Origin of the sequence: Rugosimonospora africana (assembly GCF_016862975.1) — a bacterium.
Lineage (GTDB): Bacteria > Actinomycetota > Actinomycetes > Mycobacteriales > Micromonosporaceae > Rugosimonospora > Rugosimonospora africana.
Map to the genome: position 1 here is coordinate 58,716 of NZ_BONZ01000051.1, position 20,315 is coordinate 79,030.

Genomic DNA, 20,315 nt, shown 5'->3' on the forward strand with positions numbered 1-20,315 from the left:
GCGCAGCCGGAGCCGACCTGTGGCGGAGGCGAGCACAGGCCCGGCGTCGACGCATCATTCACCGGGCGGCCGCGCGGGCGTCAGCCCACGGTGAACCGGTGGTCATCGGACCACTGTTCGCTGCCGTCCCGCTCGGACACCAGGTAGCCCTCGACGGTGTACGTACCGGTCGGCAGGCCGGTGATCTTCACCGATGCCTGGCCCGTCTGCGGCGCGCCCGCGCTCAGGTGCACGCTCTGGTCGTTGACCACCGTGCCGCCGGCGTCCCGGATCCGCAGCCGCATCGTCGCCTCGGGCACGATCCCGGCCAGGTTGACCGTGAAGTCGTGCCCCTCGGTCGCGCCCTGCTGGGGGTCGATCACCCAGACCGGGGCGAGCACGTCCACCGCCGGGCGCCGGTGCAGCGGCTGGTCGGGTACCTCGACGCCCCACAGGGCGGTGGCCAGGTGCCCGTTCACGCTCAGCCGCACGGCGGTCAGCCCGGTGGTCTGCCCGGGCGGCACGCTGGCCGCGGTCGCGGTCCAGACCAGCTGCTCCAGCGCCATGCGGGCGGTGTCCGCATCGACGTCGTCGGTCGCTGCGCCGGTGAGGTCGACGCTGGCCGTGCCGCCCTCGACGCTCGCCCCGGCCACCCGCGCTCCGGCCGGCCAGGGGCTGCGGTAGTCGGGGTCGGAGGCGGGCAGGCCGAGCATCGCCCCGACCGCGGCCTCGATCCGGGCGGTCACCGAGCCGTCGGCGACCGGGATCCGGTGGTACTCGCGGTAGAGCCGCCCGCCCGCGGAGGCCGGGCCCAGGTAGTACACAGGCAGGTTGGCGGTGAGTACCGGCCGGCCGCCGGCCGGTCCGTTGCCCGCCACCCCACCGGTACCCGACAGCCCGGTCGTACCGGAGTGCGGCAGGCCGGTACCGAGCCCGACCACGACCGCCGCGGCCACTGCCGCCGCCACGGCCGTCACCGCCACCACCCGCAGCGAGCCGGGCAGCGGCAACCACCACCGGGCCCGGCGGCGATCGATGCGCTCCCGGATGCGCCCGAGCGCGTCCGGGGACGCCTCGACGGTCCCCGCCTCGCCGGAAAGCGCCCGGCGCAGCAGGTCCCCCATCTCGCGGTCGCCGGCGGTGCCCCAGGGCCGCGGAGTCTTCCCGAACGTCATGACCTCGACTCCAGCATCTGGCGCAGGGCGGCGAGGCCCCGCGCGGCGTGGCTCTTGACGGCGCCCCGGCTGATGCCCATCGCCTCGGCGATGTCGGCCTCGGACAGGTCGGCGTAGTAGCGCAGGACCAGCGCCTCCCGCTGCCGGGCGGGCAGGCGGCGCAGCGCGGCGATCACGACGGTCTGCTCGTACGCGTCCAGCGTCGAGGTCTCCGCGCTCGGCACGTCGGGGAACGCCACCAGGATCGCCGCGTACCGGCGGGCCACCGCGCGCCGGCGCAGCGCCGAACGGGCCCCGTTGACCACGCTGATCCGCAGGTACCCGAGCGCCCGGTCCGGTTCGCGCAGGGTACGCCAGCGCTGATGCAACCGGACGTACGCGTCCTGGACGACCTCCTCGGCCAGGTCCCGGTCGGCGAGCAGCAGCGCCGCCAGCCGCACCAGCTGCCGGTAGTGGCTGGCGAACAGCCTGGTGACCGCCTCGTCGGCGGTCCACCGCTCGGCCTGCGCCGGTACCGGCATCAGGTCACCGTCCAGGGTCGTGAACCCCAGTGTGCTGCTCACACCGGTACCACGCGCAACCCTGCGCCGTGGTTTACCGCCTGGCCCGGGATGGGTAAGCCGTCCGCTATGGCCACCGGGACGGATGAAGATCTCACCCTCACCATGAAGCGGGTGGGTTGCGTGCTCAAGCAGGCCGGCATCCCGTTCGCCCTCGCCGGCGGCTTCGCGGCTTACGCCCACGGAGGGCATTCCAGCGATCATGACGTGGACTTCCTGCTGCGCATGGAGGACGCCGACAAGGCGCTGGACATGCTCGCCGAGGCCGGTTTCGAGACCGAACGGCCGCCGGAAGACTGGCTGGTCAAGGTGTACGACGAGGGCCGGCTGGTGGATCTGATCTACCGGCCGGTAGAGCGCCCGGTCACCGACGAGACGCTGGCCAGCGCCAGCCCGATCTCGATCAACGCCATTCAACTGCCGGTGATCTCGGCGACCCTGCTGATGGAGCACAAGCTGCTGTCGTTCAGCCAGCAGTACTGCGATCTGAGCAAGGCCCTGCCGCTGGCCCGCTCGCTGCGCGAGCAGATCGACTGGCCGGCGGTGCGGCACAACACCGCTCCGTCCCCGTACGCCGAAGTGTTTCTGATCTTGCTCGATCGGCTCGGGGTCGTGCCGCTGGCAGACACCATGCCCACACCGGCCGACACCGGCGTACCCGTCCCAGAGTTGGACGTCCAGGAGGTGGGGGCGTGAACCGTGCCGGGGACCCATACGTGGAGGCCGCCGTGCAGCGGCTGCTGACCGAGCACCCGGACCTCTCGGAGCAGGGGTTGATCCTGCGCCGCGGCGAGGGAATCCTGCTCGTGCAGGGCGAGGTGGAAAGCGCGCACCGGCGCGAGGAGATCCAGCGGCTGATCAGGGAAAACTTCCCGGACGTGCACATCGAGTGCGATATCGGAGTGACTCGAACGCAGGCTCCGGTCGAGGTGGAGGAGCTGTAATGGTCCGGATCGCCGCGGTCGGTGACGTCCACATCGACCAGGACGTCGTCGGCCGGTACCGGCCCGCGTTGGAGCAGCTGCCTGACTGCGCGGACGTCCTGCTGCTGGCCGGGGACCTGACCCGGCACGGCACCGCGGCGGAGGCGGAGTGCGTGGCGCGGGAGTTCAGCGACCTCGGAGTACCGGTGATCGCGGTGCTGGGCAACCACGACTACCACTGCGACCAGGTACCGGAGGTCACCTCGATCCTGCGGGACGTCGGGATCCTCGTGCTGGAGTGCGAATCCGCGACCGTGAACATCGACGGCGCCCGGCTGGCGGTGGTCGGGGCGAAGGGCTTCGGCGGCGGCTTCGCCGGCCGGTGTGCCAGCGAGTTCGGCGAGCCCGAGATGAAGTCGTTCATCCGGACCACCTGCGACATCGCAGAACGGATGGGTGAGCTGCTCCGCGACGCGGCCAGCTGTGACCTGCTGGTGGCGCTGACCCACTACGCGCCGGTGTCCGACACCCTGGCCGGCGAGCCGCTGGAGATCTACCCGTTCCTCGGCTCGTACCTGCTGGGCCAGGCCATCGACTCGGCGCCGACCGACCTCGCCATCCACGGGCACGCACACGCCGGCACCGAGCGCGGGATCACTCCGGGCGGGGTACGGGTACGCAACGTCGCCCACCCCGTGATCAAGCAGGCGTACAGCGTCTTCCACCTCAACCCGCAGGACTCACCCGGCCAGCGGCGGGAACCCGCGGTGGCTTAGGTCGGGTTCGGGGCTCCGCCTCCGGCGCGCACCGGGATGATCCGGTCCACCCCGCTGATCCGCAGCACCTCGCGCACGGTCTTGCGGGGCGCGTACGCGATCAGCCGGCCCTCCCCGGCGGTGGCCCGCCGGTACAGCCAGACCAGCGCGCCGACCCCGGTCGAGTCGCAGAACGTGAGGCCGGACAGGTCGAGCACCACTTCCGGGTTCTCGCCACAGGCCGGCCCGACCGTGGTCTTCAACAGGTCCACGGTGGACAGATCAAGGTAGCCGGTGAGGCGGAATAGGGCCGATTCCTCGGCCGGCATCCGCTCGATGCGCAGGCCCTCAGATTCGTCGGTCATGTCGAGCCTCCCACCCCGGAGTGAGCAATCAGGCCCGTTGGCCACGATGGACTGGATCGGAAGCCGCGGCTGGCTGCGGACCTCACCGCCGCACACTGTACCGCCGCGCCACACCCCGGGTCAGTCCCGGCGCCCGGCCACGCCGACCGCCGGGACGCGGAGGGAAAGACGGCCGGGACGCGGCGGGAAAAACGGCCGGGTCGAGGGCGCCCGGACGGTCAGCCGAGCCCCTCCAGCGCCAGCGCGGCGTCCAGCGCGGCGACGGTCGCTGACCAGCCCTTGTCCTCGCTCGAGTCGGGCAGCCCGGCGCGCTCCAGCGCCTGGTCGACCGTGTCCACGGTGAGCACGCCCTGGGCGACCGGAGTCGACTCGTCCAGAGCCACCCTGGTCAGCCCGTCGGTCACCGACTGGCACACGTACTCGAAGTGCGCCGTGTCGCCGCGGATGACGACGCCGAGGGCGACCACCGCGTCGTGGCCGCGGGCGAGCGCCTGAGCCAGCACCGGCAGCTCGACCGAGCCGGCGACGCGGGCCACCGTCACCTTCCCCACCTGGCACGCCTTCGCGGCGGCCAGCGCCCGGTCCAGCAGCTGCTCGGTGATCTCGTGGTGCCACCGCGTGGCGACCACCCCCAGGGTGAGCCCCGAGGCGTCCACGGTGGACAGTTCGGGGGTGCCGAACCCGGCCATCGATATTCTCCTAGACCTCAGCGACGTCGTCGAGTTGTTCCAGCAGGTGGCCCATCCGGTCCCGCTTGGTGCGAAGGTACCGGACGTTCTCCGGCTGGGGACGGATCGGGAGCGGGATGCGCCCGAGCACCTTGAGCCCGTACCCCTCCAGCCCGGCCCGCTTGGCTGGGTTGTTGGTCAGCAGCCGCATCGTGCGCACCCCGAGGTCGTAGAGGATCTGCGCGCCGGTGCCGTAGTCCCGGGCGTCGGCGGGCAGGCCCAGCAGCAGGTTCGCGTCCACCGTGTCGCTGCCGGCGTCCTGCAGCTCGTACGCCTGGAGCTTGGACAGCAGGCCGATCCCCCGGCCCTCGTGGCCGCGCATGTAGAGCACCACGCCCCGGCCCTCCTCGGCCACCCGGCGCAGCGCGGCCTGCAGCTGCGGCCCGCAGTCGCAGCGCAGCGAGCCGAACACGTCGCCGGTCAGGCACTCCGAGTGCACCCGGACCAGCACGTCCTGCCCGTCGCCGATGTCGCCGTAGACCAGCGCGATCTGCTCGGCGCCGTCGATCGTGGCCCGGTACCCGTACGCGGTGAACTGCCCGTACGCGGTCGGCATCCGGACCGTGGCCACCCGCTCCACCTGCCGCTCGGTACGGCGACGGTACGCGATCAGGTCGGCGATCGAGATCAGGCTCAGCTCGTGTTCCTTGGCGAACAGGGTCAGCTCCGGCAGCCGCATCATGGTGCCGTTGTCGTTCACCAGCTCGCAGAGCACCCCCGCCGGACGCAGGCCGGCGAGCTGGGCCAGGTCGATGGCGGCCTCGGTGTGACCCGGGCGGCGCAGCACGCCGCCGGCCTTGGCCCGCAGCGGGACCACGTGACCCGGCCGGGACAGCTGCACGGCGTTGGTGGACGGGTCGGCCAGCAGCCGGATGGTGCGCGCCCGGTCGGCGGCCGAGATGCCGGTGCTCACGCCGTCGCGGGCGTCAACCGTCACGGTGTACGCGGTGCCCCGCGGGTCCTGGTTGACCCGGTACATCGGCGGCAGCTCCAGCCGGTCGGCGTCCGACTCGAGCAGCGGCGCGCAGACGAACCCGGACGTGTACCGGACCATGAAGGCCAGCAGCTCCGGGGTGGCCAGTTCGGCCGCGAAGATCAGATCGCCCTCGTTCTCCCGGTCCTCGTCGTCGACGACCACCACCGGCCGGCCGGCGGCGATGTCCGCGATCGCCTTCTCGATGCTGTCGAACGATCCCGACTCGCTCATGCCAAACCCTCGCTTCGCTGCGGTTCGGCATGAGGCACGAACGCTCTGCAACTCTGATTCCCTCGCTGACGCTCGGTCATGCCCGTTCCCCCGTAGCAACCAGCTTCTCGACATACTTGGCGATCACATCGACCTCCAGATTCACCAGGTCACCGACGCCCTTGCTGCCCAGCGTCGTGAGCTTCAGCGTGGTCGGGATCAGGCTGACCGAGAAGTCGTGGTCGGACACCGAGGTGACGGTGAGCGAGACCCCGTCCACGGTGATCGAGCCCTTCTCCACCACGTACCGGGCCAGGCCGGGCGGTAGCGAGACCGTGACGATCTCCCACTGCTCGCCGGGCGTCCGGGAGACGATCGCGCCGACCCCGTCGACGTGTCCCTGCACCAGGTGCCCGCCCAGCCGGGTGGACAGCGTCGCGGCCCGTTCCAGGTTGACCGGGTCGTCGACGGCCAGCCGGCCCAGCGACGAGCGGTCCAGCGTCTCCTTCATGACGTCGGCGGTGAACTGGTCGTCGCCGGCCTCGACCACGGTCAGGCACACGCCGTTGACCGCGATCGAGTCGCCGTGGCCCACGTCCTGGGTGACCAGCGGTCCGCGCACGGTCAGCCGGGCAGCGTCGCCGAGGTCGACGACCCCGGCCACGCTGCCGAGCTCTTCCACGATGCCGGTGAACATGTCAGCTCCTCCTCCGCGGAACCGCGGTGATCCGCAGGTCCGGTCCGATGCGAGTAACGTCGACGTGCTCGAGATCGATGGCGGCCGAGATGGTGCTCACTCCCGCGGGTCCGCTGGCCATCAGCCCCTCGCCGAGCACCTTGGGCGCGAGGTACCCGACGACCTCGTCGACCAGCCCGGCGGCCAGGAACGCGCCGGCCAGCGTGGGGCCGCCCTCGATCAGGGCGGCACGCACCCCGCGGCCGTAGAGCGCGGCGAGCAACTTGTCCAGGTCGACCCGGCCGTCCGCGCCGGCGCCGACCTCGGCGGCGGTGGCGATCCAGGTCGGTACGTCGCCCTGGCGCACCCGGGCGCCAACCGGGGTACGGCCGGCCGCGTCCACCACCACCCGCAGCGGTGAGCGGTCCAGCCCCGGTACCCGCACGGTCAGCGCCGGGTCGTCGGCCAGCACCGTACCGATGCCGGCGATGATCGCGTCCATCTCGCCGCGCAGCGCGTGCACGTCCGCCCGGGCCCGCTCGGAGGTGATCCATTTGCTGGTACCGTCCGCGGCCGCCGAACGGCCGTCCAGGGTCGCGGCGTACTTCCAGATCACGTACGGGCGGCCCCGCCGCACCGCGGTGCGCCAGTACCGGGACACCTGAACGGCCCGGTCCTCGCCCAGTCCGGCGGCGACCTCGACGCCCTCGGCGCGCAGCGTCTCCGCTCCCCCGGCGGCCAGCGGGTTCGGGTCGGCGACGGCATAGACCACGCGGGCGACCCCTGCGGCGATCAGTGCCCGGGTGCACGGCCCGGTACGCCCGGTGTGGTCGCACGGTTCGAGGGTGACCACGGCGGTGCCGCCCCTGGCCCGCTCGCCGGCGGCGGCCAGCGCCACCACCTCGGCGTGCGGTCCACCGACCGGCGCGGTCCGGCCCTCACCGGCGACGGTTCCGTCCGCCGCCAGGATCACCGCGCCGACACTCGGATTCGGGCTTGTCGAACCGAGCCCCTGCGCGGCCAGATCCAGGGCGCGGTCCATCGCGTCCCGTTCTGCCGTGCTGAACTCGGTCACCGCCGGGCCCCTCTCGTCGCGGTGCGCGGCGGGGGCATGACAACCGGCAGGCAGGGGCGGCGAAACGCCACCCGACGGGCGACCGGACACTGCCGGCCGACCCGGGAACGCCACAAACGACGCTCCGCCCGCGCGCTGTCTCCCATCCGGACTTTGACCGTCGGCCCCGGATTTTCACCAGGTCCACCGTTCGACATGTCGTCGACCGGGTCGCGGGCTTACCGGGCCGTCAAGGCACCGGATCACCGCCGGTTCGGAATTTCACCGAGTCCCGCCAGCGCGTGGTGGGTACTTGCGTCGAGTCTTACACGATCCGGGCGGCGATGCGTCATCCGCGCGATGTGCATCACACCACCGGTGACGCTCGGATCAACGGTCGGTGCGCCGGTCCACCGCGACGTACGAGCCCGGCTGGGTCTTCGCCACCGTCTTCATCTCCGAGGCGATCGCGACCACCTCGCGCGGGTCGGCGTGGTGCCGGTTGGTGGACAGCGCCACGCCGATCGAGATCGTCACCAGCCGGGCCCGCTTGACCTCGCCCTTGCGGTCGGTCAGCTCCAGGTATCCCCGCTCGGAGTCGATGGGGTCGTAGAGCTTGTCCGCCGTGCTCTCGAAGTCGGTCACCGCGCGCTCGGTCAGCGGGCGGATCTGGTCCGGGGTGCAGACGATCACGAAGTCGTCGCCGCCGATGTGACCGACGAACGCCGGGGGCAGCCCGACCTCCATCACCGCGCGCTGCACCGAGCGGGCCAGGGCGGAGATGAACTCGTCGCCGCGGGCGAACCCGTACGCGTCGTTGACGCTCTTGAACCGGTCGATGTCGACGTGGCAGACCGCGTAGTCCGTGCCGCCCCGTACCCGATCGGAGATCTCGCGCAGGATCCGGGTGTTGCCGGGCAGCCCGGTCAGCGGAGAGACCTCACGGTATTCCTGGTTGCGCCGCAGGATCGAGTTGACCCGGGCCACCAACTCCAGCGTGTCGAACGGCTTGACCAGGTAGTCGTCGGCACCGGCGGTCAGCCCGAGCACCTTGTCCACGGTCAGGCCGCGGGCGGTCAGCATGATGATCGGCATCGACGCGGTCAGCGGGTTCGCGCGCAGCCGCCGGGTCAGCTCCAACCCGTCGACCTTGGGCATCATCAAGTCGACGATCGCCAGGTCGGGGGGCGTGCCGGCGACCACGGTCAACGCCTCGGCACCGTCCCGGGCCACGACCACGTCGAAGCCCTGCAACTGGAGGTTGACCTCGATGAACCGGGCGATGTCGAGGTCGTCGTCAACGACCAGGATCAGATCCTTGTGCGGCTCGCCCGACGGCGTGGTCACCGGCTGACCGCCTGGCGCAGCGCCCGGATCGCGGCGGCCGGGTCGGCGGCGCCGTAGACCGCCGTGCCCGCGACGAACGCGTCCGCGCCCGCATCGGCGGCGGCCTCGATGGTGTCGGCGGCGATCCCGCCGTCCACCTCGACCCGCAGCTCCAGGTGCCCGGAGGAGGCGTGCCGGCGAGCGGTGCGTACCTTGTCCAGCATCTCGGGCAGGAACGCCTGGCCGCCGAAGCCGGCCTTGATCGTCATGATCAGCAGGGTGTCGAAGTGCGGCAGCAGCTCCAGGTACGGCTCGACCGGGGTGCCCCGGTCGATCGCCAGGCCGGCCCGGCTGCCGGCGGCGCGCAGGCTCTTGGCCAGCGCCACCGGATCGTCGGTGGCCTCGACGTGGAACGTCACGTTGTACGCGCCCGCCTCGGCGTACCCGATCGACCACCGCTCCGGCGCCTCGATCATCAGATGGACGTCGAACGGCAGCGTGGTCGTCTTGATCAGGCTCTGCACGACCGGCAGCCCGATCGTGAGGTTGGGGACGAAATGGTTGTCCATCACGTCGACGTGCAGCCAGTCGGCCGCGCCCTCGACGGCTCTGGCCTCTTCGGCCAGGCGGGAGAAGTCGGCGGCGAGGATGCTGGGGGCGATGATGGGTGGCGGCACGCTCACCTCGCCAGTGTATTGACTGCCCACCGGGCGCGGGCGTCCGGTCGATCCGGCGGGTGGTCGGGCGCCGCTCGCCGGATCGGGCTCAGCCGACCCGGCGCAGCAGGGCGATGAACATCGCGTCGGTACCGTGCCGGTGCGGCCACAGCTGCACGGTCGGCCCCGTACCCAAGTTGGGCATGCCCTCGGGCAGCATCGGACGCGCGTCCAGCAGCTCGACCGGGTACGGGCAGCGACGGGCCGCCTCGGTGACCGACACCTGGGTCTCCACGATGTGCGGCGAGCACGTCACGTACCCCACGACCCCGCCCGGCCGGACCGCTCGCACGGCCGCGACGAGCAACTCGCGCTGCAACCGCGTCAACGGCGGCAGGTCACTCGGGGACCGGCGCCAGCGCGACTCCGGGCGCCGGCGCAGCGCACCGAGCCCGGAACACGGCGCGTCCACCAGCACCCGGTCGAACCCGGACTCCGGCAGGGCACCGGCGCCCACGTCGCGACCGTCCGCGCACAGCACGTCGACCGGCAGGCCCCTCGTCGCCGCCTCGACCAGCGCGGCGCGGTGCGGCGCGACCTCGACTGCGGTCAGCCGGGCGTCGCGCAGCGCCGCCAGCGACCCGAGCAGCGCCGCCTTGCCTCCCGGCCCGGCGCACAGGTCCAGCCAGCGCCGGTCCTCGCCGGTCACCTCGGCCCCGGCGAGCGCGAGCGCGGCCAGCTGGGAGCCCTCGTCCTGCACGTGCGCCCGGCCGTCGCGTACCGCGGCCAGCTCGCCCGGCGCGCCGCCGGACAGATACACCGCGTACGGCGAGAACGCGCCCGGGGCACCGCCCACCTCGTCGGCCAGCTCGACCGCGTCGGCCAGACCGGGGCGGGCGCACAGGTGCACCGCCGGCGGGTCGTTGTCCTCGGCCAGCAGTGCCTCGGTCTCTCCCAGGTCGCCCCCGAGCGCCTCGGCGAACGCCCGGACGATCCACTGCGGATGGCTGCGGGTCAGCGCCAGGTTGCCGACCGGATCGGTGTCCGGGTCCGGGGCCAGCTCGGTGAGCCAGGCATCCAGGGTCCGCTCCCCGACCTGGCGGAGCACCGCGTTGACGAAGCCGGTCGCGCTCGCGCCGGCCACCGCCCGCAACAGGTCGACGCTGGAGGACACCGCGGCGTGCGCCGGTACCCGCGTGTAGAGCAGTTGGTACGCGCCCAGCCGCAGGACGTCCCGGGCCGGCGGGTCGATCTTCTCCACCTCCCGGCCGGCGGCCGAGGCGACGATGGCGTCCAGGGTGCCCATGCCGCGCAGGGTGCCGTAGGTCAGCTCGGTGGCGAACGCCGCGTCCCGGCCGTGTACCCCCAGCTCGCGCAGGATCTGCGGGAGCACCAGGTTGGCGTACGCGTCGTCCCGGTTCACCGCCATGATCGCCTGGTACGCCGCGTGCCGGGCCGGATCCCCGCCCCGCGCGATCGCCCGCCGTATCCGGTCCGCGACGGCCTCGCGATCCTCCCGCGGCGGCGCCCCCGACCGGTCGCCCCGGTCCCGTCCGCGCTCCGGCCGCCGGACCCCGGGGCCGCGCCCGGTCGCCGTACGCCGGCCCGGTGCCGGATCGTTGCTCACGACTGCTCCAACCTCTCGCCCGGCTCGAGGCGCACGCCCCGGACCCAGTCCACCGCGAGCATGGCCCGCTTGCCGGCCGCCCGGACCTCGCCGAGCGCCACCGGGCCGCTGCCGGTGCCGACCAGTACCCGATGCCGTTGCGCCTCGATCTGCCCGGGCGCCAGTGCGACATCCTCCGGTACCGGCACCACCGGCGCCACCGGGCCGAGCTTGATCCGCTCACCCCGGAACGTGCTCCACGCCCCCGGTGCCGGAGTGCTCGCCCGCACCCGGCGGTCCACCGCGAAGGACGGATCCGCCCAGCGCACCTCGGCGTCCTCGACCGTGAGCTTCGGTGCGATCGACACGCCGTCGGGCGGTTGTGGCACCGGCCGCAGCGTGCCCGCCTCGATCCCGTCGAGCACGTCCACGAGCAGCCGGGCGCCCGCCAGCGACAGCCGTTCCAGCAGGTCACCGGACGTGTCAGTGGGACGGATGGAGTCCGTCAGGGTGCCGAACACCGGGCCGGTGTCCAGGCCGGCCTCCAGCTGGAAGACGCTGGCGCCGGTCACCTCGTCGCCGTGCAGCACGGCGTGCTGGACGGGTGCCGCCCCGCGCCAGGCCGGCAGCAGCGAGAAGTGCAGGTTCACCCAGCCGTACCGGGGGATCTCCAGCGCGGCCGGGGGCACCAGCGCGCCGTACGCGACCACCGGCACACAGTCCGGGGCGATCTGCTCCAGCCGGGCCAGGAACTCCGGCTCCCGGGGCCGCCGTGGGGTCAGCACCTCGATGCCCCGCTCGTCGGCCCAAGCACCCGCCGGTGAGCGCAGCAGCCGCCGGCCCCGCCCGGCCGGCGCGTCCGGTCGGGTGAGCACGGCGACCAGCTCGTGCCGGGACTCCGCGATGGCGTCCAGGGCCGGTACCGCGACGTCCGGCGTACCGGCGAAGACCAGCCGCATCAGCCGGCCTGGCCGCGGGTGGGCGCGTGCGGGCTGACCTTGACCGTCATTCCGGCCTCGTACCAGTCGGTGGCCCGGATCGCCTTCATGGCCTCCTTGCGCGCCTTCTTGTCCAGGCGGTCGATGAACAGCACGCCGTCCAGATGGTCGGTCTCGTGCTGGACACAGCGCGACATCATGCCGCTGCCGACGATCTGGATCGGGTCGCCGTACTCGTTGAAGCCCTTGACGATCACGTTCATCCGCCGCTTGGTGTCCTGGTATACCCCAGGGATGGACAGGCAGCCCTCCTGGCCGTCCTGCTCCTCCTCGTCGGGGAACTCCAGCACCGGGTTGACCAGGTGACCGACCACCTCGTCGACATCGAACGCGAACACCCGCAGGCCGACGCCGAGCTGGGGCGCGGCGAGACCGGCGCCTCCCTCGTCGAGCATGGTGTCGGTGAGGTCGGCGACCAGCTTGCGCAGCTCCTTGTCGAAGTCGACGACCGGGTCGGCCGGGCTGCGCAGCACGGGATCACCGAACAGACGGATCGGCGTGACGGTCACAGAGCCTACTTTCCTGAAGGGTCGATCGTGGCGGTCGGCCGCCCGCGACACCGGCCGGCCGTCGGCTTGCCGCAGGGCAACTGCTCCAGTCTACGGAGTGCGCGCGGATCCCCTGTGTCGCCGGCCACGCCCCGGTCGGTCGGCGGCCTCCAACCCGACCAGCAGCTCGCGCAGCAGCCCGGCGAGCTGCTCCTGCTGACGCGGGTCCAGCGCCCCGAGGAGCCGGCGCTCGTTGTCCAGGTGCGCCGCCGCCAGCTCGTCCACCAGGCGTACGCCGTCCAGGGTGAGAGCGACCAGCAGGGCGCGCCGGTCGGCCGGATCGGCGACGCGCTCGACGAGTCCGGCGTCTTCGAGCTGGCGCAGCCGGTGGGTCATGGTCGCCGAGCTGCGCATCAGGCCCTGGTACAGGGCGGTCGGCGAGAGCCGGTACGGCGCCCCGGCCCGGCGCAGGCAGGCCAGAACGTCCCAGTGTGCCCGGGTCAGCCCGTGCCTCTGGAAGAACTCGTCCAGTTCACGGTCGAGGTGCGCGACGGCCCGCCCGAGGCGCCCGACCACAGCGAACGGGCTCGTGTCCAGCTCCGGCCACGCCTGCGCCCACTGCGCCCGGGCACGGTCCACGTGATCCTCGGACGCCGGCGGCTCGCCGAGCGGTTCGCCGGGATCTTCGCTCGCCGGCTGTTCACCCACGGCGGAACTGTCTTGATATCGAGACATCTCGGAGGCAGGCTCGACCATGACGACACGCTAGACCGAACAAAGGGGCTCTCATGACCGATCCGTCCGCGGCCGCCACCGCGCCGCAGCCGGAAGCACAGCCGGAACCGACGATCTTCCAGCACCTCGGCGGGGCGCCCGCGCTGGTCAAGCTCGCCGAGGCCCAGTACCGGCGGTGCCTGACCGACCCGGTGCTGACCCAGGTGTTCGGCACCGAGCCCCGCCCCGGACACGTCGAGCACCTCGCGACCTGGCTCGGCGAGGTCTTCGGCGGCCCGGACGACTACACCCAGCAGCTGGGCGGGCACGGCGCGCTGCTGCGCCACCACGCCAACCTGGGCCTGACCGAGCCGCAGCGGCAGCGCTTCGTCGAGGCGTTCCTGGCCGCCGCCGACGAGGCCGGGCTGCCCGGCGACGAGCGGTTCCGCCGCCGGTTCGCCGAGTACCTGGAGTGGGGCAGCCAGATCGCGGTCGAGGTCTCCCAGCCCGGTGCGGACACCAGCACGGACCAGCCCGTACCGCAGTGGGGCTGGAGCTGAGGCGCTGGAGCTGAGCGCGGTCAGAGCAACTGCAGCGGGTCGACCTGCAGGCGTACCGGGTCCGGTGCCTTGCGGGCGCTGCGTACCCCGGCCGCCTCGCGCAGCGCCGCGGCCAGCGCGGTCCCGCCCGACCGGGTGGTACGCAGCAGCATCCGCTCCTGGCCGTCGCCGGCCGGTACCGGGCCGAGCGGCTCCACCCCGTCCGGCAGGTGCGCCGCCGAGAGCAGATCGGCGACCGCCTCCGTCGTACCGGTGAGCGAAGCCATCCGTACCGTCGGCGGGAAGCCCAGCTCCCGCCGCTCGGCCAGCTCCCGGGCGGCCAGCCACCCCGGATCGAACCGGATCAACGCCTGTACCGGCGCCAACCCGCCGTCCGCGACCACCACGACCCGGCCGCCGGCCGCGCCCGGCCGGGCCAGCGCGGCAGCGGCCAGCCACCGGCGCAGCGCCTCCTCCCCGGCCCGCAGGTCGGCCCGGGTCAGCAGCGCCCAGGTGTCCAGCAGCAACACCGCGCCGTACCCGGGTCCGGCCGGCACCGGTTCCGCCCCCGGCGTGGACACCGCGAGCCCCGGCTCGTCCGGGACGCCGGCCAGCACCCCGTCCCGCCCCGACGTCCAGACCGGCACGTCGGGAAACGCCCGGCCCAATTCCTCGGCGGTCCGGCGGGCGCCGACGACCGCGGCGCGCAGCCGCCGCCCGCCGCACACCGGGCAGGCATACCCGGCGGCGGCCCGACCGCACCAGCGGCACACCGCGGTACTGGCCGACCCGGTCAGCGACAGCGGCCCCTGGCAGTGCGGGCAGCGCGCCGGGGTACGGCAGTTCGCGCAGGCGACCGCCGGCAGGTAGCCGCGCCGGGGCACCTGCACCAGCACCGGCGCCCCGGCCGCGAGCGCATCCCTGGCCGCCCGCCAGGCCAGCGTGGGCAGCCGCGCGGCGGCCTGATCCCGGGGATCGTCGCTGGTCGCGTGGACCGACGGGGCGTACCTGCGCAGCGTGTCACGGGCCGCCTCGATGGGCTTGGCCCAGCCGGTCTCCAGCAGTTGCTGCGCCTCGGCGCTGCGCGCGTACCCGCCCAGCAGCACCGCCGCCCCACCCAACTGCGCCCTGGTCAGCAGCACCTCGCGAGCGTGCGGGTAAGGGGCCCGGGGCTCGGAGTACGAGTCGTCGCCGTCGTCCCAGATCGCCACGAGCCCCAGGTCGGCGACCGGCGCGAAGACCACCGCCCGGGTACCGATGACCGCCCGGACCCGGCCGCGCCGGGCGGCGAGGAACCGCCGGTACCGCTCGGCCGGCCCGACGGCAGCGGACAGCGCGACGTGCCGGTCCGGACCCAGGCACGAGGCCAGCGCGGCGTCCAGCCGGTCCAGGTCCCGGGCGTCCGCCACGGCGACGACCGCGCCCCGTCCGCTGTGCACCGTGGCGGCCACCGCCTCGGCGATCCGGGCCGGCCAGTCCTCGCCGGGCAGCGCGGTCCACACGGCACGCGGCGCGCGGCCGTCGGCCAGCGCGCTCACGAAGCCCGGCCCGGTCGGGTAGTTCCGCCACCGCCGCGGGTCGAACCCACCGCCGGCCACCCCGTCGCCGCCGACACCCGCGCCAGCGCTGCCACCCGCGTCGCTGCCACCCGCCTGGCCGCCGGCACCAGCGTCGCTGCTAGCCGCCTCGCCACCGGCACCAGCGCCACCGCCAGCCGCCTCGCCGCCGGCACCCGCGCCAGCGCTGCTACCCGTCTGGCCGTCGGCCGGCTCCGGCGTGCGGTCGTCCTGCTGGCCGGGCGTTCCTTCGCCCGCGGCGGAGTCCTCCGGGCCCGCCGAGCCGCCATCAGGGCCGCCATCCGAGCCGCCGCCGCCAGCAGGGCCACCGCCATCCGAGCCGCCAGCAGGGCCACCGCTGTCAGGGCCACCATCGGGGCCGCCGCCCGGAGCCGCGGACGTCGCGCCACCGGTCGCCGCCGGAACGGCCGGGCTCGCCGCCTCGGCGCGCGCGTGACGCGGCGGAACGGCCAGCCGCAGCACGTCAGACAGGGTGCCGGCGTACCGGTCGGCGATGGCCCGGGCCAGCCGGGCGACCTCCGGGGCGAGTACCGGCTCGGGTGAGACCACCCGATCCAGGTAGGTCAGCCGCCCCCCGTGCTCCGACCGGGCGACCCGTTCCAGCAGGTACCCGTCGACCAACTGACCAGCGAACCGGACCCGTACCCGCACGCCGGGCCGGGCGTCGGCGTCCAGGTGCGCTGGGACCAGGTAGTCGAACGGGCGATCCAGGTGCGCGAGCCCGACGTCCACGCTGATCCGCGCGACCGGCAGCTGCGCGGCCGGCTCCCGCTCGGCCCTCTTCGGGGCGGGCATTCGGAAGTTCTACCAGACCGCACACGCCACCCGGCCGCTTGCCGGCCGTGGCGGCCCGGACAGCGATCCCGATCACGTCGGTTCGGGCCGGTGATTCCGGCCGTATCAACGCGAACCGCGCCGCCCCGGGCAAGCCGGGGCGGCGCGGTCTGGATCGCTGAGGACGGGATCAGTCCGACGCGGCGGCCTTGAGGTCGGCCACCCGGTCGGTGCGCTCCCAGGTCAGGTCCGGCAGCTCGCGGCCGAAGTGGCCGTATGCCGCGGTCTGCTGGTAGATCGGCCGGAGCAGGTCGAGGTCGCGGATGATGGCCGCCGGACGCAGGTCGAAGACCTCGGAGATGGCCCGCTCGATGCGCGCCACCGGCACCGTCTCGGTGCCGAAGCACTCCACGAACAGGCTGACCGGCTTCGCCTTGCCGATCGCGTACGCGACCTGGGCCTCGCACCGCTCGGCCAGGCCGGCCGCGACCACGTTCTTGGCGACCCAGCGCATCGCGTAGGCCGCCGAACGGTCGACCTTGGACGGGTCCTTGCCGGAGAAGGCACCGCCACCGTGGCGGGCGTATCCGCCGTAGGTGTCTACGATGATCTTCCGACCGGTGAGCCCGGCGTCGCCCATCGGGCCACCGATCTCGAACCGGCCGGTCGGGTTGACCAGCAGCCGGTAGCCCTCGGTGTCCAGGCCGAGCCCGTCGATCTCGGGAGCGATCACGTGCTCGCGCACGTCGGGGGTCAGCAGGGACTCCAGCGAGATGTCCGGCGCGTGCTGGCTGGACACGACGACCGTGTTGAGCCGTACCGGCTTGAGCCCGTCGTATTCCACGGTGACCTGGGTCTTGCCGTCCGGCCGCAGGTACGGAATCGTGCCGTCCTTGCGGACCGCCGACAGCCGGCGGGCCAGCCGGTGCGCCAGAGCGATCGGCAGCGGCATCAGCTCGGGCGTCTCGGAGCACGCGAAGCCGAACATCATTCCCTGGTCGCCGGCGCCCTGCGCGTCCAGCGAGTCGCCGTCACCGGCAGTGCGCGCCTCCAGCGCCCGGTCCACACCCTGGGCGATGTCCGGGGACTGCGCGCCGATCGCGATGTTGACGCCGCAGGAGGCTCCGTCGAAACCTTTCTTCGACGAGTCGTAGCCGATCCGCAGAATGGTCTCGCGCACGATTTGCGGAATGTCCGCGTATGCCTGCGTGGTGACCTCACCCGCCACGTGCACCTGACCCGTCGTGATCAGCGTTTCCACGGCGACGCGACTGTGCGGATCGGTGGTGAGCAGGGCATCCAGTACGCCGTCGCTGATCTGGTCGGCGATCTTGTCTGGGTGTCCTTCTGTCACCGACTCAGACGTGAAAAGACGACGTGCCACAGTGCCCCTCCAAGGGTCGGGAACAGTGTCTAGCGAAGATCTCCGGTAATGAGTTTCAAGGAGTCTACAGTCCAGCGGCCTGCGTTTGGCTTGAGCCCGCTAGACCGGTGGAAAAGACTTCGAACCAGGAGATAAGCGGTCGGTTACGACATCCCAGACCGCATCGGCGAGTTCAGCTTTCGGCCGGCTCGACAGCTCGGTCACCGAACCGTCCGCGCCGATCACGGTGGCCGCGTTGTCGTCGGTGCCGAACGCCCGGTCCGGCCCGACCTCGTTGACCACGATGAGGTCCGCGCGCTTGCGGGTCAGCTTGTCCCGGGCGTGCGCGAGCGCGTCATGCGTCTCCGCGGCGAACGCCACGAGCACCTGGCCGGGCCGCTTCGCCGCGCCGAGCTCGGCGGCGATGTCCACAGTGGTCACCAGCTCCAGCATGGGAGCCGACCCGTCGGCGGGCTTCTTGATCTTCCCGGACTGGTAGGTGGCCGGACGGAAATCGGCCGGAGCCGCGGCCATGATGATCGCGTCGGCGTCGGCCGCGGCCTCCACCGTCGCCTTGCGCAACTCCTCCGCCGTACCGACCCGGATCACGTCCACGCCGGCCGGATCGCCCAGCGTGACGTTCGCGGCGATCAGCGTGACCCGGGCGCCGCGTGCCGCCGCGGTGCGGGCGAACGCGTACCCCTGCTTCCCGGACGACCGGTTGCCCAGGTACCGCACCGGGTCCAGTGGCTCCCGGGTGCCGCCCGCGGTGACCACCACGTGCCGGCCCTCCAGGTCCCGGGCCGGTACCGCGCCCCGGGCCAGCGCTAGGCGCGCCACCGCGAAGATCTCGGCCGGGTCGGGCAGCCGGCCCTTGCCGGTGTCCCGCCCAGTGAGGCGGCCGGTCGCCGGTTCGATCACCAGCGCGCCCCGCCGCCGGAGGGTGGCCACGTTATCGACGGTGGCCGGGTGCTCCCACATCTCGGTGTGCATCGCCGGCGCGAAGACCACCGGAGCGCGGGTGGTCAACAGCGTGTTGGTCAGCAGATCGTCCGCGATGCCGTGGGCCACGCGGGCGAGCAGGTCGGCGGTCGCCGGCGCGACCACCACCAGGTCGGCTGCCCGGCCGAGCGACACGTGCGGGACCTGCTCGGCATCGGACCAGACGTCGTCGGCGACCGGCTGGCCGGACAGCGCTTCCCAGGTCGGCGCGCCGACGAAGCGCAACGCGGCCGCGGTGGGGATCACCCGGACCCGGTGACCGGACTCGGTGAACAGCCGCAGCAGCTCGCAGGCTTTGTACGCGGCGATCCCGCCGCCCACCCCGAGAATCACAAGGGGATCCTGCTGCGACACGGCAACCCCCTCACTGACGCCCATAGCCACCCAGAGCGGCCGACCGCCCAGAGCGGCTAGCCACCCGCGGCGGCTGGCCACCCAGCGCGTCTGGCCACCCAGGGCGGCCAGGACCACACCGGACCCGGGCTCGCGCCCGGGTCCGTCGAACGACGGCGTTCGCCGCCGTCCGGGTCAGCCTTCGATGGGCTCCGCGACCAGCAGGGCGGAGTTGATCTCGCGCATCGCAATCGACAGCGGCTTCTCCTGCGGCGTGGTCTCCACCAGCGGGCCGACGTACTCCAGCAGGCCCTCGCCGAGCTGGCTGTAGTAGGCATTGATCTGGCGGGCACGCTTGGCCGCGAAGATAACCAGCGCGTACTTGGACGAGGTCTTCTCGAGCAGCTCGTCGATCGGCGGGTTGGTGATGCCTTCGGGATTCGCGACGGTCACAGCAGTCCTAATGCTTCGGGGATAACGGTAAGCAACCGAGCAATCCTATCAACTCATCGGCCGCACGCTCGACGGAGTCGTTCACCACCGTCACATCGAACTCGGTCTCCGCGGCCAGCTCCTCGTCCGCGTGCTCCAGCCGCAGCCGGATCGTCTCGGGGTCCTCGGTCCCCCGGCCGACCAACCGCCGGTGCAGTTCCGCGACGCTCGGCGGGGCCAGGAAGACCAGCAGCGCCTCGGGCATCGTCGCGCGGACCTGCCGCGCGCCCTGAAGATCGATCTTGAGGAGCGCGGGTATCCCCTGCCGCAGCCTCTCCTCCACCGGGCCGCGGGGCGTCCCGTAGAGGTTCCCGGCGAACTCGGCCCACTCCAGCAGCTGTCCAGCCGCGACGAGCCGCTGGAACTCGTTGCGGTCGACGAAGTTGTAGTGCACTCCGTCGACCTCGTAGTCACGCTTCGGCCGGGTGGTGACCGACACGGACAGCCAGACAAAGGGCGAGCGCGCCCGGATCAGCTCGATCACACTGTCCTTGCCGACCCCGGAGGGTCCGGAGAGGACCGTCAGTCGAGCTGCCGGACGCGCGTCGTCGTCGTTACTCACTGCTTGTTTCTACACTGACCGACTTACTTGCCGGCAGAGAACTCCCCAAGCAGTGCCTTACGCTGCTGGTCGCCCAGGCCGCGCAGGCGGCGGCTGTCGGCGATCTTCAGCTTCTCCATGATCTGGGTGGCCCGGATCTTGCCGATCCCGGGCAGGGCCTGCAGTACGGCCGACACCTTGAGCTTGCCGACAACGTCGTCGCTCTCAGCGCGGTCCAGCACGGCCGCCAGCGTGATCTTGCCCGCCTTGAGCTGCTCCTTTAGCTCGGCACGGGCCTTGCGAATCTCTGCAGCCTTTTCCAGCGCAGCAGTCCGCTGTTCGGGGCTCAGTGTGGGGAGCGGCACCAGTTCTCCTCAGGTCCATCTCGCGCCGGTACCTAACTGCACGGCGCATGTGAATCGTGGTGTGCGTGTGGTTCCCAGCGCGGGGAAAACTAGCGGCCAGCGGCGGTTTCGGCAACGTCGGACGCGGCAGATCACGAAAA

General features: G+C 72.6%; 23 protein-coding genes and 1 riboswitch. Of the genes, 4 read left to right on the forward strand and 19 right to left on the reverse strand.

Annotation, left to right across the window (positions count from 1 at the left end):
* Positions 1–80: 80 nt before the first annotated feature.
* Positions 81–1,154 carry a GerMN domain-containing protein gene (locus tag Raf01_RS27205; protein ID WP_203920856.1) on the reverse strand — a complete coding sequence of 358 codons (1,074 nt, stop codon included), beginning with the start codon at positions 1,152–1,154 and terminating at the stop codon, positions 81–83.
* Complete coding sequence (locus Raf01_RS27210; RefSeq protein WP_203920857.1) at positions 1,151–1,717, reverse strand: SigE family RNA polymerase sigma factor; 567 nt, start codon at positions 1,715–1,717, stop codon at positions 1,151–1,153. The genes Raf01_RS27205 and Raf01_RS27210 overlap by 4 nt, the downstream gene beginning before the upstream one ends.
* Positions 1,718–1,783: 66 nt before the next feature.
* Between Raf01_RS27210 and Raf01_RS27215 the strand changes: the two genes are divergently transcribed.
* The 3 genes from Raf01_RS27215 to Raf01_RS27225 are packed head-to-tail and all read left to right on the forward strand — an operon-like array spanning position 1,784 to position 3,413.
* Positions 1,784–2,410: a nucleotidyltransferase family protein gene (locus tag Raf01_RS27215; protein WP_203920858.1), complete on the forward strand. Its 627-nt coding sequence runs from the start codon at positions 1,784–1,786 to the stop codon at positions 2,408–2,410.
* The gene (locus Raf01_RS27220) at positions 2,407–2,658 is read left to right on the forward strand and encodes a hypothetical protein (protein ID WP_203920859.1); all 252 of its coding nucleotides are present in this window, start codon (positions 2,407–2,409) and stop codon (positions 2,656–2,658) included. Before Raf01_RS27215 ends, Raf01_RS27220 begins: the two co-directional genes overlap by 4 nt.
* Positions 2,658–3,413 carry a metallophosphoesterase family protein gene (locus Raf01_RS27225; protein ID WP_203920860.1) on the forward strand — a complete coding sequence of 252 codons (756 nt, stop codon included), beginning with the start codon at positions 2,658–2,660 and terminating at the stop codon, positions 3,411–3,413. Before Raf01_RS27220 ends, Raf01_RS27225 begins: the two co-directional genes overlap by 1 nt.
* Here the strand turns inward: Raf01_RS27225 and Raf01_RS27230 are convergent.
* The 11 genes from Raf01_RS27230 to Raf01_RS27280 all read right to left on the reverse strand — a co-directional run bounded on the left by Raf01_RS27230 (position 3,410) and on the right by Raf01_RS27280 (position 13,183).
* Entirely contained in the window at positions 3,410–3,757 is a 348-nt protein-coding gene (locus tag Raf01_RS27230; protein ID WP_203920861.1) for an STAS domain-containing protein, read from the reverse strand. The two genes, Raf01_RS27225 and Raf01_RS27230, sit on opposite strands and share 4 nt — an antisense overlap.
* A 218-nt stretch (positions 3,758–3,975) precedes the next feature.
* Positions 3,976–4,446 (reverse strand): 6,7-dimethyl-8-ribityllumazine synthase, encoded by a 471-nt coding sequence (gene ribH / locus Raf01_RS27235; protein ID WP_203920862.1) that lies wholly within the window; start codon positions 4,444–4,446, stop codon positions 3,976–3,978.
* A gap of 10 nt (positions 4,447–4,456) precedes the next feature.
* Positions 4,457–5,692, reverse strand: a complete 1,236-nt coding sequence (locus Raf01_RS27240; protein ID WP_203920863.1) for a bifunctional 3,4-dihydroxy-2-butanone-4-phosphate synthase/GTP cyclohydrolase II — start codon at positions 5,690–5,692, stop codon at positions 4,457–4,459.
* 76 nt (positions 5,693–5,768) lie between these two features.
* The gene (locus tag Raf01_RS27245; protein ID WP_203920864.1) at positions 5,769–6,368 is read right to left on the reverse strand and encodes a riboflavin synthase; all 600 of its coding nucleotides are present in this window, start codon (positions 6,366–6,368) and stop codon (positions 5,769–5,771) included.
* 1 nt (position 6,369) lies between these two features.
* Positions 6,370–7,389, reverse strand: coding sequence for a bifunctional diaminohydroxyphosphoribosylaminopyrimidine deaminase/5-amino-6-(5-phosphoribosylamino)uracil reductase RibD (ribD, locus tag Raf01_RS27250; protein ID WP_203920913.1), 1,020 nt, complete (start codon positions 7,387–7,389; stop codon positions 6,370–6,372).
* 163 nt (positions 7,390–7,552) lie between these two features.
* Positions 7,553–7,705: riboswitch (FMN riboswitch) on the reverse strand.
* A gap of 86 nt (positions 7,706–7,791) precedes the next feature.
* The gene (locus Raf01_RS27255) at positions 7,792–8,748 is read right to left on the reverse strand and encodes a response regulator (RefSeq protein WP_203920865.1); all 957 of its coding nucleotides are present in this window, start codon (positions 8,746–8,748) and stop codon (positions 7,792–7,794) included.
* Positions 8,745–9,410 (reverse strand): ribulose-phosphate 3-epimerase, encoded by a 666-nt coding sequence (rpe, locus tag Raf01_RS27260; protein WP_203920866.1) that lies wholly within the window; start codon positions 9,408–9,410, stop codon positions 8,745–8,747. The genes Raf01_RS27255 and rpe overlap by 4 nt, the downstream gene beginning before the upstream one ends.
* 82 nt (positions 9,411–9,492) lie before the next feature.
* A complete protein-coding gene (locus tag Raf01_RS27265) occupies positions 9,493–11,010 on the reverse strand; it encodes an RsmB/NOP family class I SAM-dependent RNA methyltransferase (RefSeq protein WP_239133948.1) in 1,518 nt (505 codons plus the stop codon).
* Positions 11,007–11,948, reverse strand: a complete 942-nt coding sequence (fmt, locus tag Raf01_RS27270) for a methionyl-tRNA formyltransferase (protein WP_203920867.1) — start codon at positions 11,946–11,948, stop codon at positions 11,007–11,009. Before fmt ends, Raf01_RS27265 begins: the two co-directional genes overlap by 4 nt.
* Positions 11,948–12,496 (reverse strand): peptide deformylase, encoded by a 549-nt coding sequence (gene def, locus Raf01_RS27275; protein ID WP_203920868.1) that lies wholly within the window; start codon positions 12,494–12,496, stop codon positions 11,948–11,950. Before def ends, fmt begins: the two co-directional genes overlap by 1 nt.
* Positions 12,497–12,586: 90 nt before the next feature.
* A complete protein-coding gene (locus tag Raf01_RS27280; protein WP_203920869.1) occupies positions 12,587–13,183 on the reverse strand; it encodes a MarR family winged helix-turn-helix transcriptional regulator in 597 nt (198 codons plus the stop codon).
* 80 nt (positions 13,184–13,263) lie between these two features.
* Between Raf01_RS27280 and Raf01_RS27285 the strand changes: the two genes are divergently transcribed.
* Positions 13,264–13,749: a group II truncated hemoglobin gene (locus tag Raf01_RS27285; protein ID WP_203920870.1), complete on the forward strand. Its 486-nt coding sequence runs from the start codon at positions 13,264–13,266 to the stop codon at positions 13,747–13,749.
* Between the two features lie 20 nt (positions 13,750–13,769).
* Here Raf01_RS27285 and Raf01_RS27290 read toward each other — a convergent pair whose 3' ends face one another.
* The 6 genes from Raf01_RS27290 to mihF all read right to left on the reverse strand — a co-directional run bounded on the left by Raf01_RS27290 (position 13,770) and on the right by mihF (position 20,175).
* A complete protein-coding gene (locus Raf01_RS27290) occupies positions 13,770–16,037 on the reverse strand; it encodes a primosomal protein N' (protein WP_444544549.1) in 2,268 nt (755 codons plus the stop codon).
* A 232-nt stretch (positions 16,038–16,269) separates the two neighbouring features.
* Positions 16,270–17,463: a methionine adenosyltransferase gene (gene metK / locus Raf01_RS27295; protein ID WP_203920872.1), complete on the reverse strand. Its 1,194-nt coding sequence runs from the start codon at positions 17,461–17,463 to the stop codon at positions 16,270–16,272.
* Between the two features lie 99 nt (positions 17,464–17,562).
* Positions 17,563–18,822 carry a bifunctional phosphopantothenoylcysteine decarboxylase/phosphopantothenate--cysteine ligase CoaBC gene (gene coaBC / locus Raf01_RS27300; protein WP_203920873.1) on the reverse strand — a complete coding sequence of 420 codons (1,260 nt, stop codon included), beginning with the start codon at positions 18,820–18,822 and terminating at the stop codon, positions 17,563–17,565.
* A gap of 150 nt (positions 18,823–18,972) precedes the next feature.
* On the reverse strand, positions 18,973–19,230 hold the full coding sequence (rpoZ, locus tag Raf01_RS27305; protein ID WP_203920874.1) for a DNA-directed RNA polymerase subunit omega: 258 nt from the start codon (positions 19,228–19,230) through the stop codon (positions 18,973–18,975).
* Between the two features lie 7 nt (positions 19,231–19,237).
* On the reverse strand, positions 19,238–19,831 hold the full coding sequence (gmk, locus tag Raf01_RS27310) for a guanylate kinase (protein ID WP_239133950.1): 594 nt from the start codon (positions 19,829–19,831) through the stop codon (positions 19,238–19,240).
* A gap of 23 nt (positions 19,832–19,854) precedes the next feature.
* Positions 19,855–20,175, reverse strand: a complete 321-nt coding sequence (mihF, locus tag Raf01_RS27315; protein ID WP_203920875.1) for an integration host factor, actinobacterial type — start codon at positions 20,173–20,175, stop codon at positions 19,855–19,857.
* Positions 20,176–20,315: the final 140 nt, after the last annotated feature.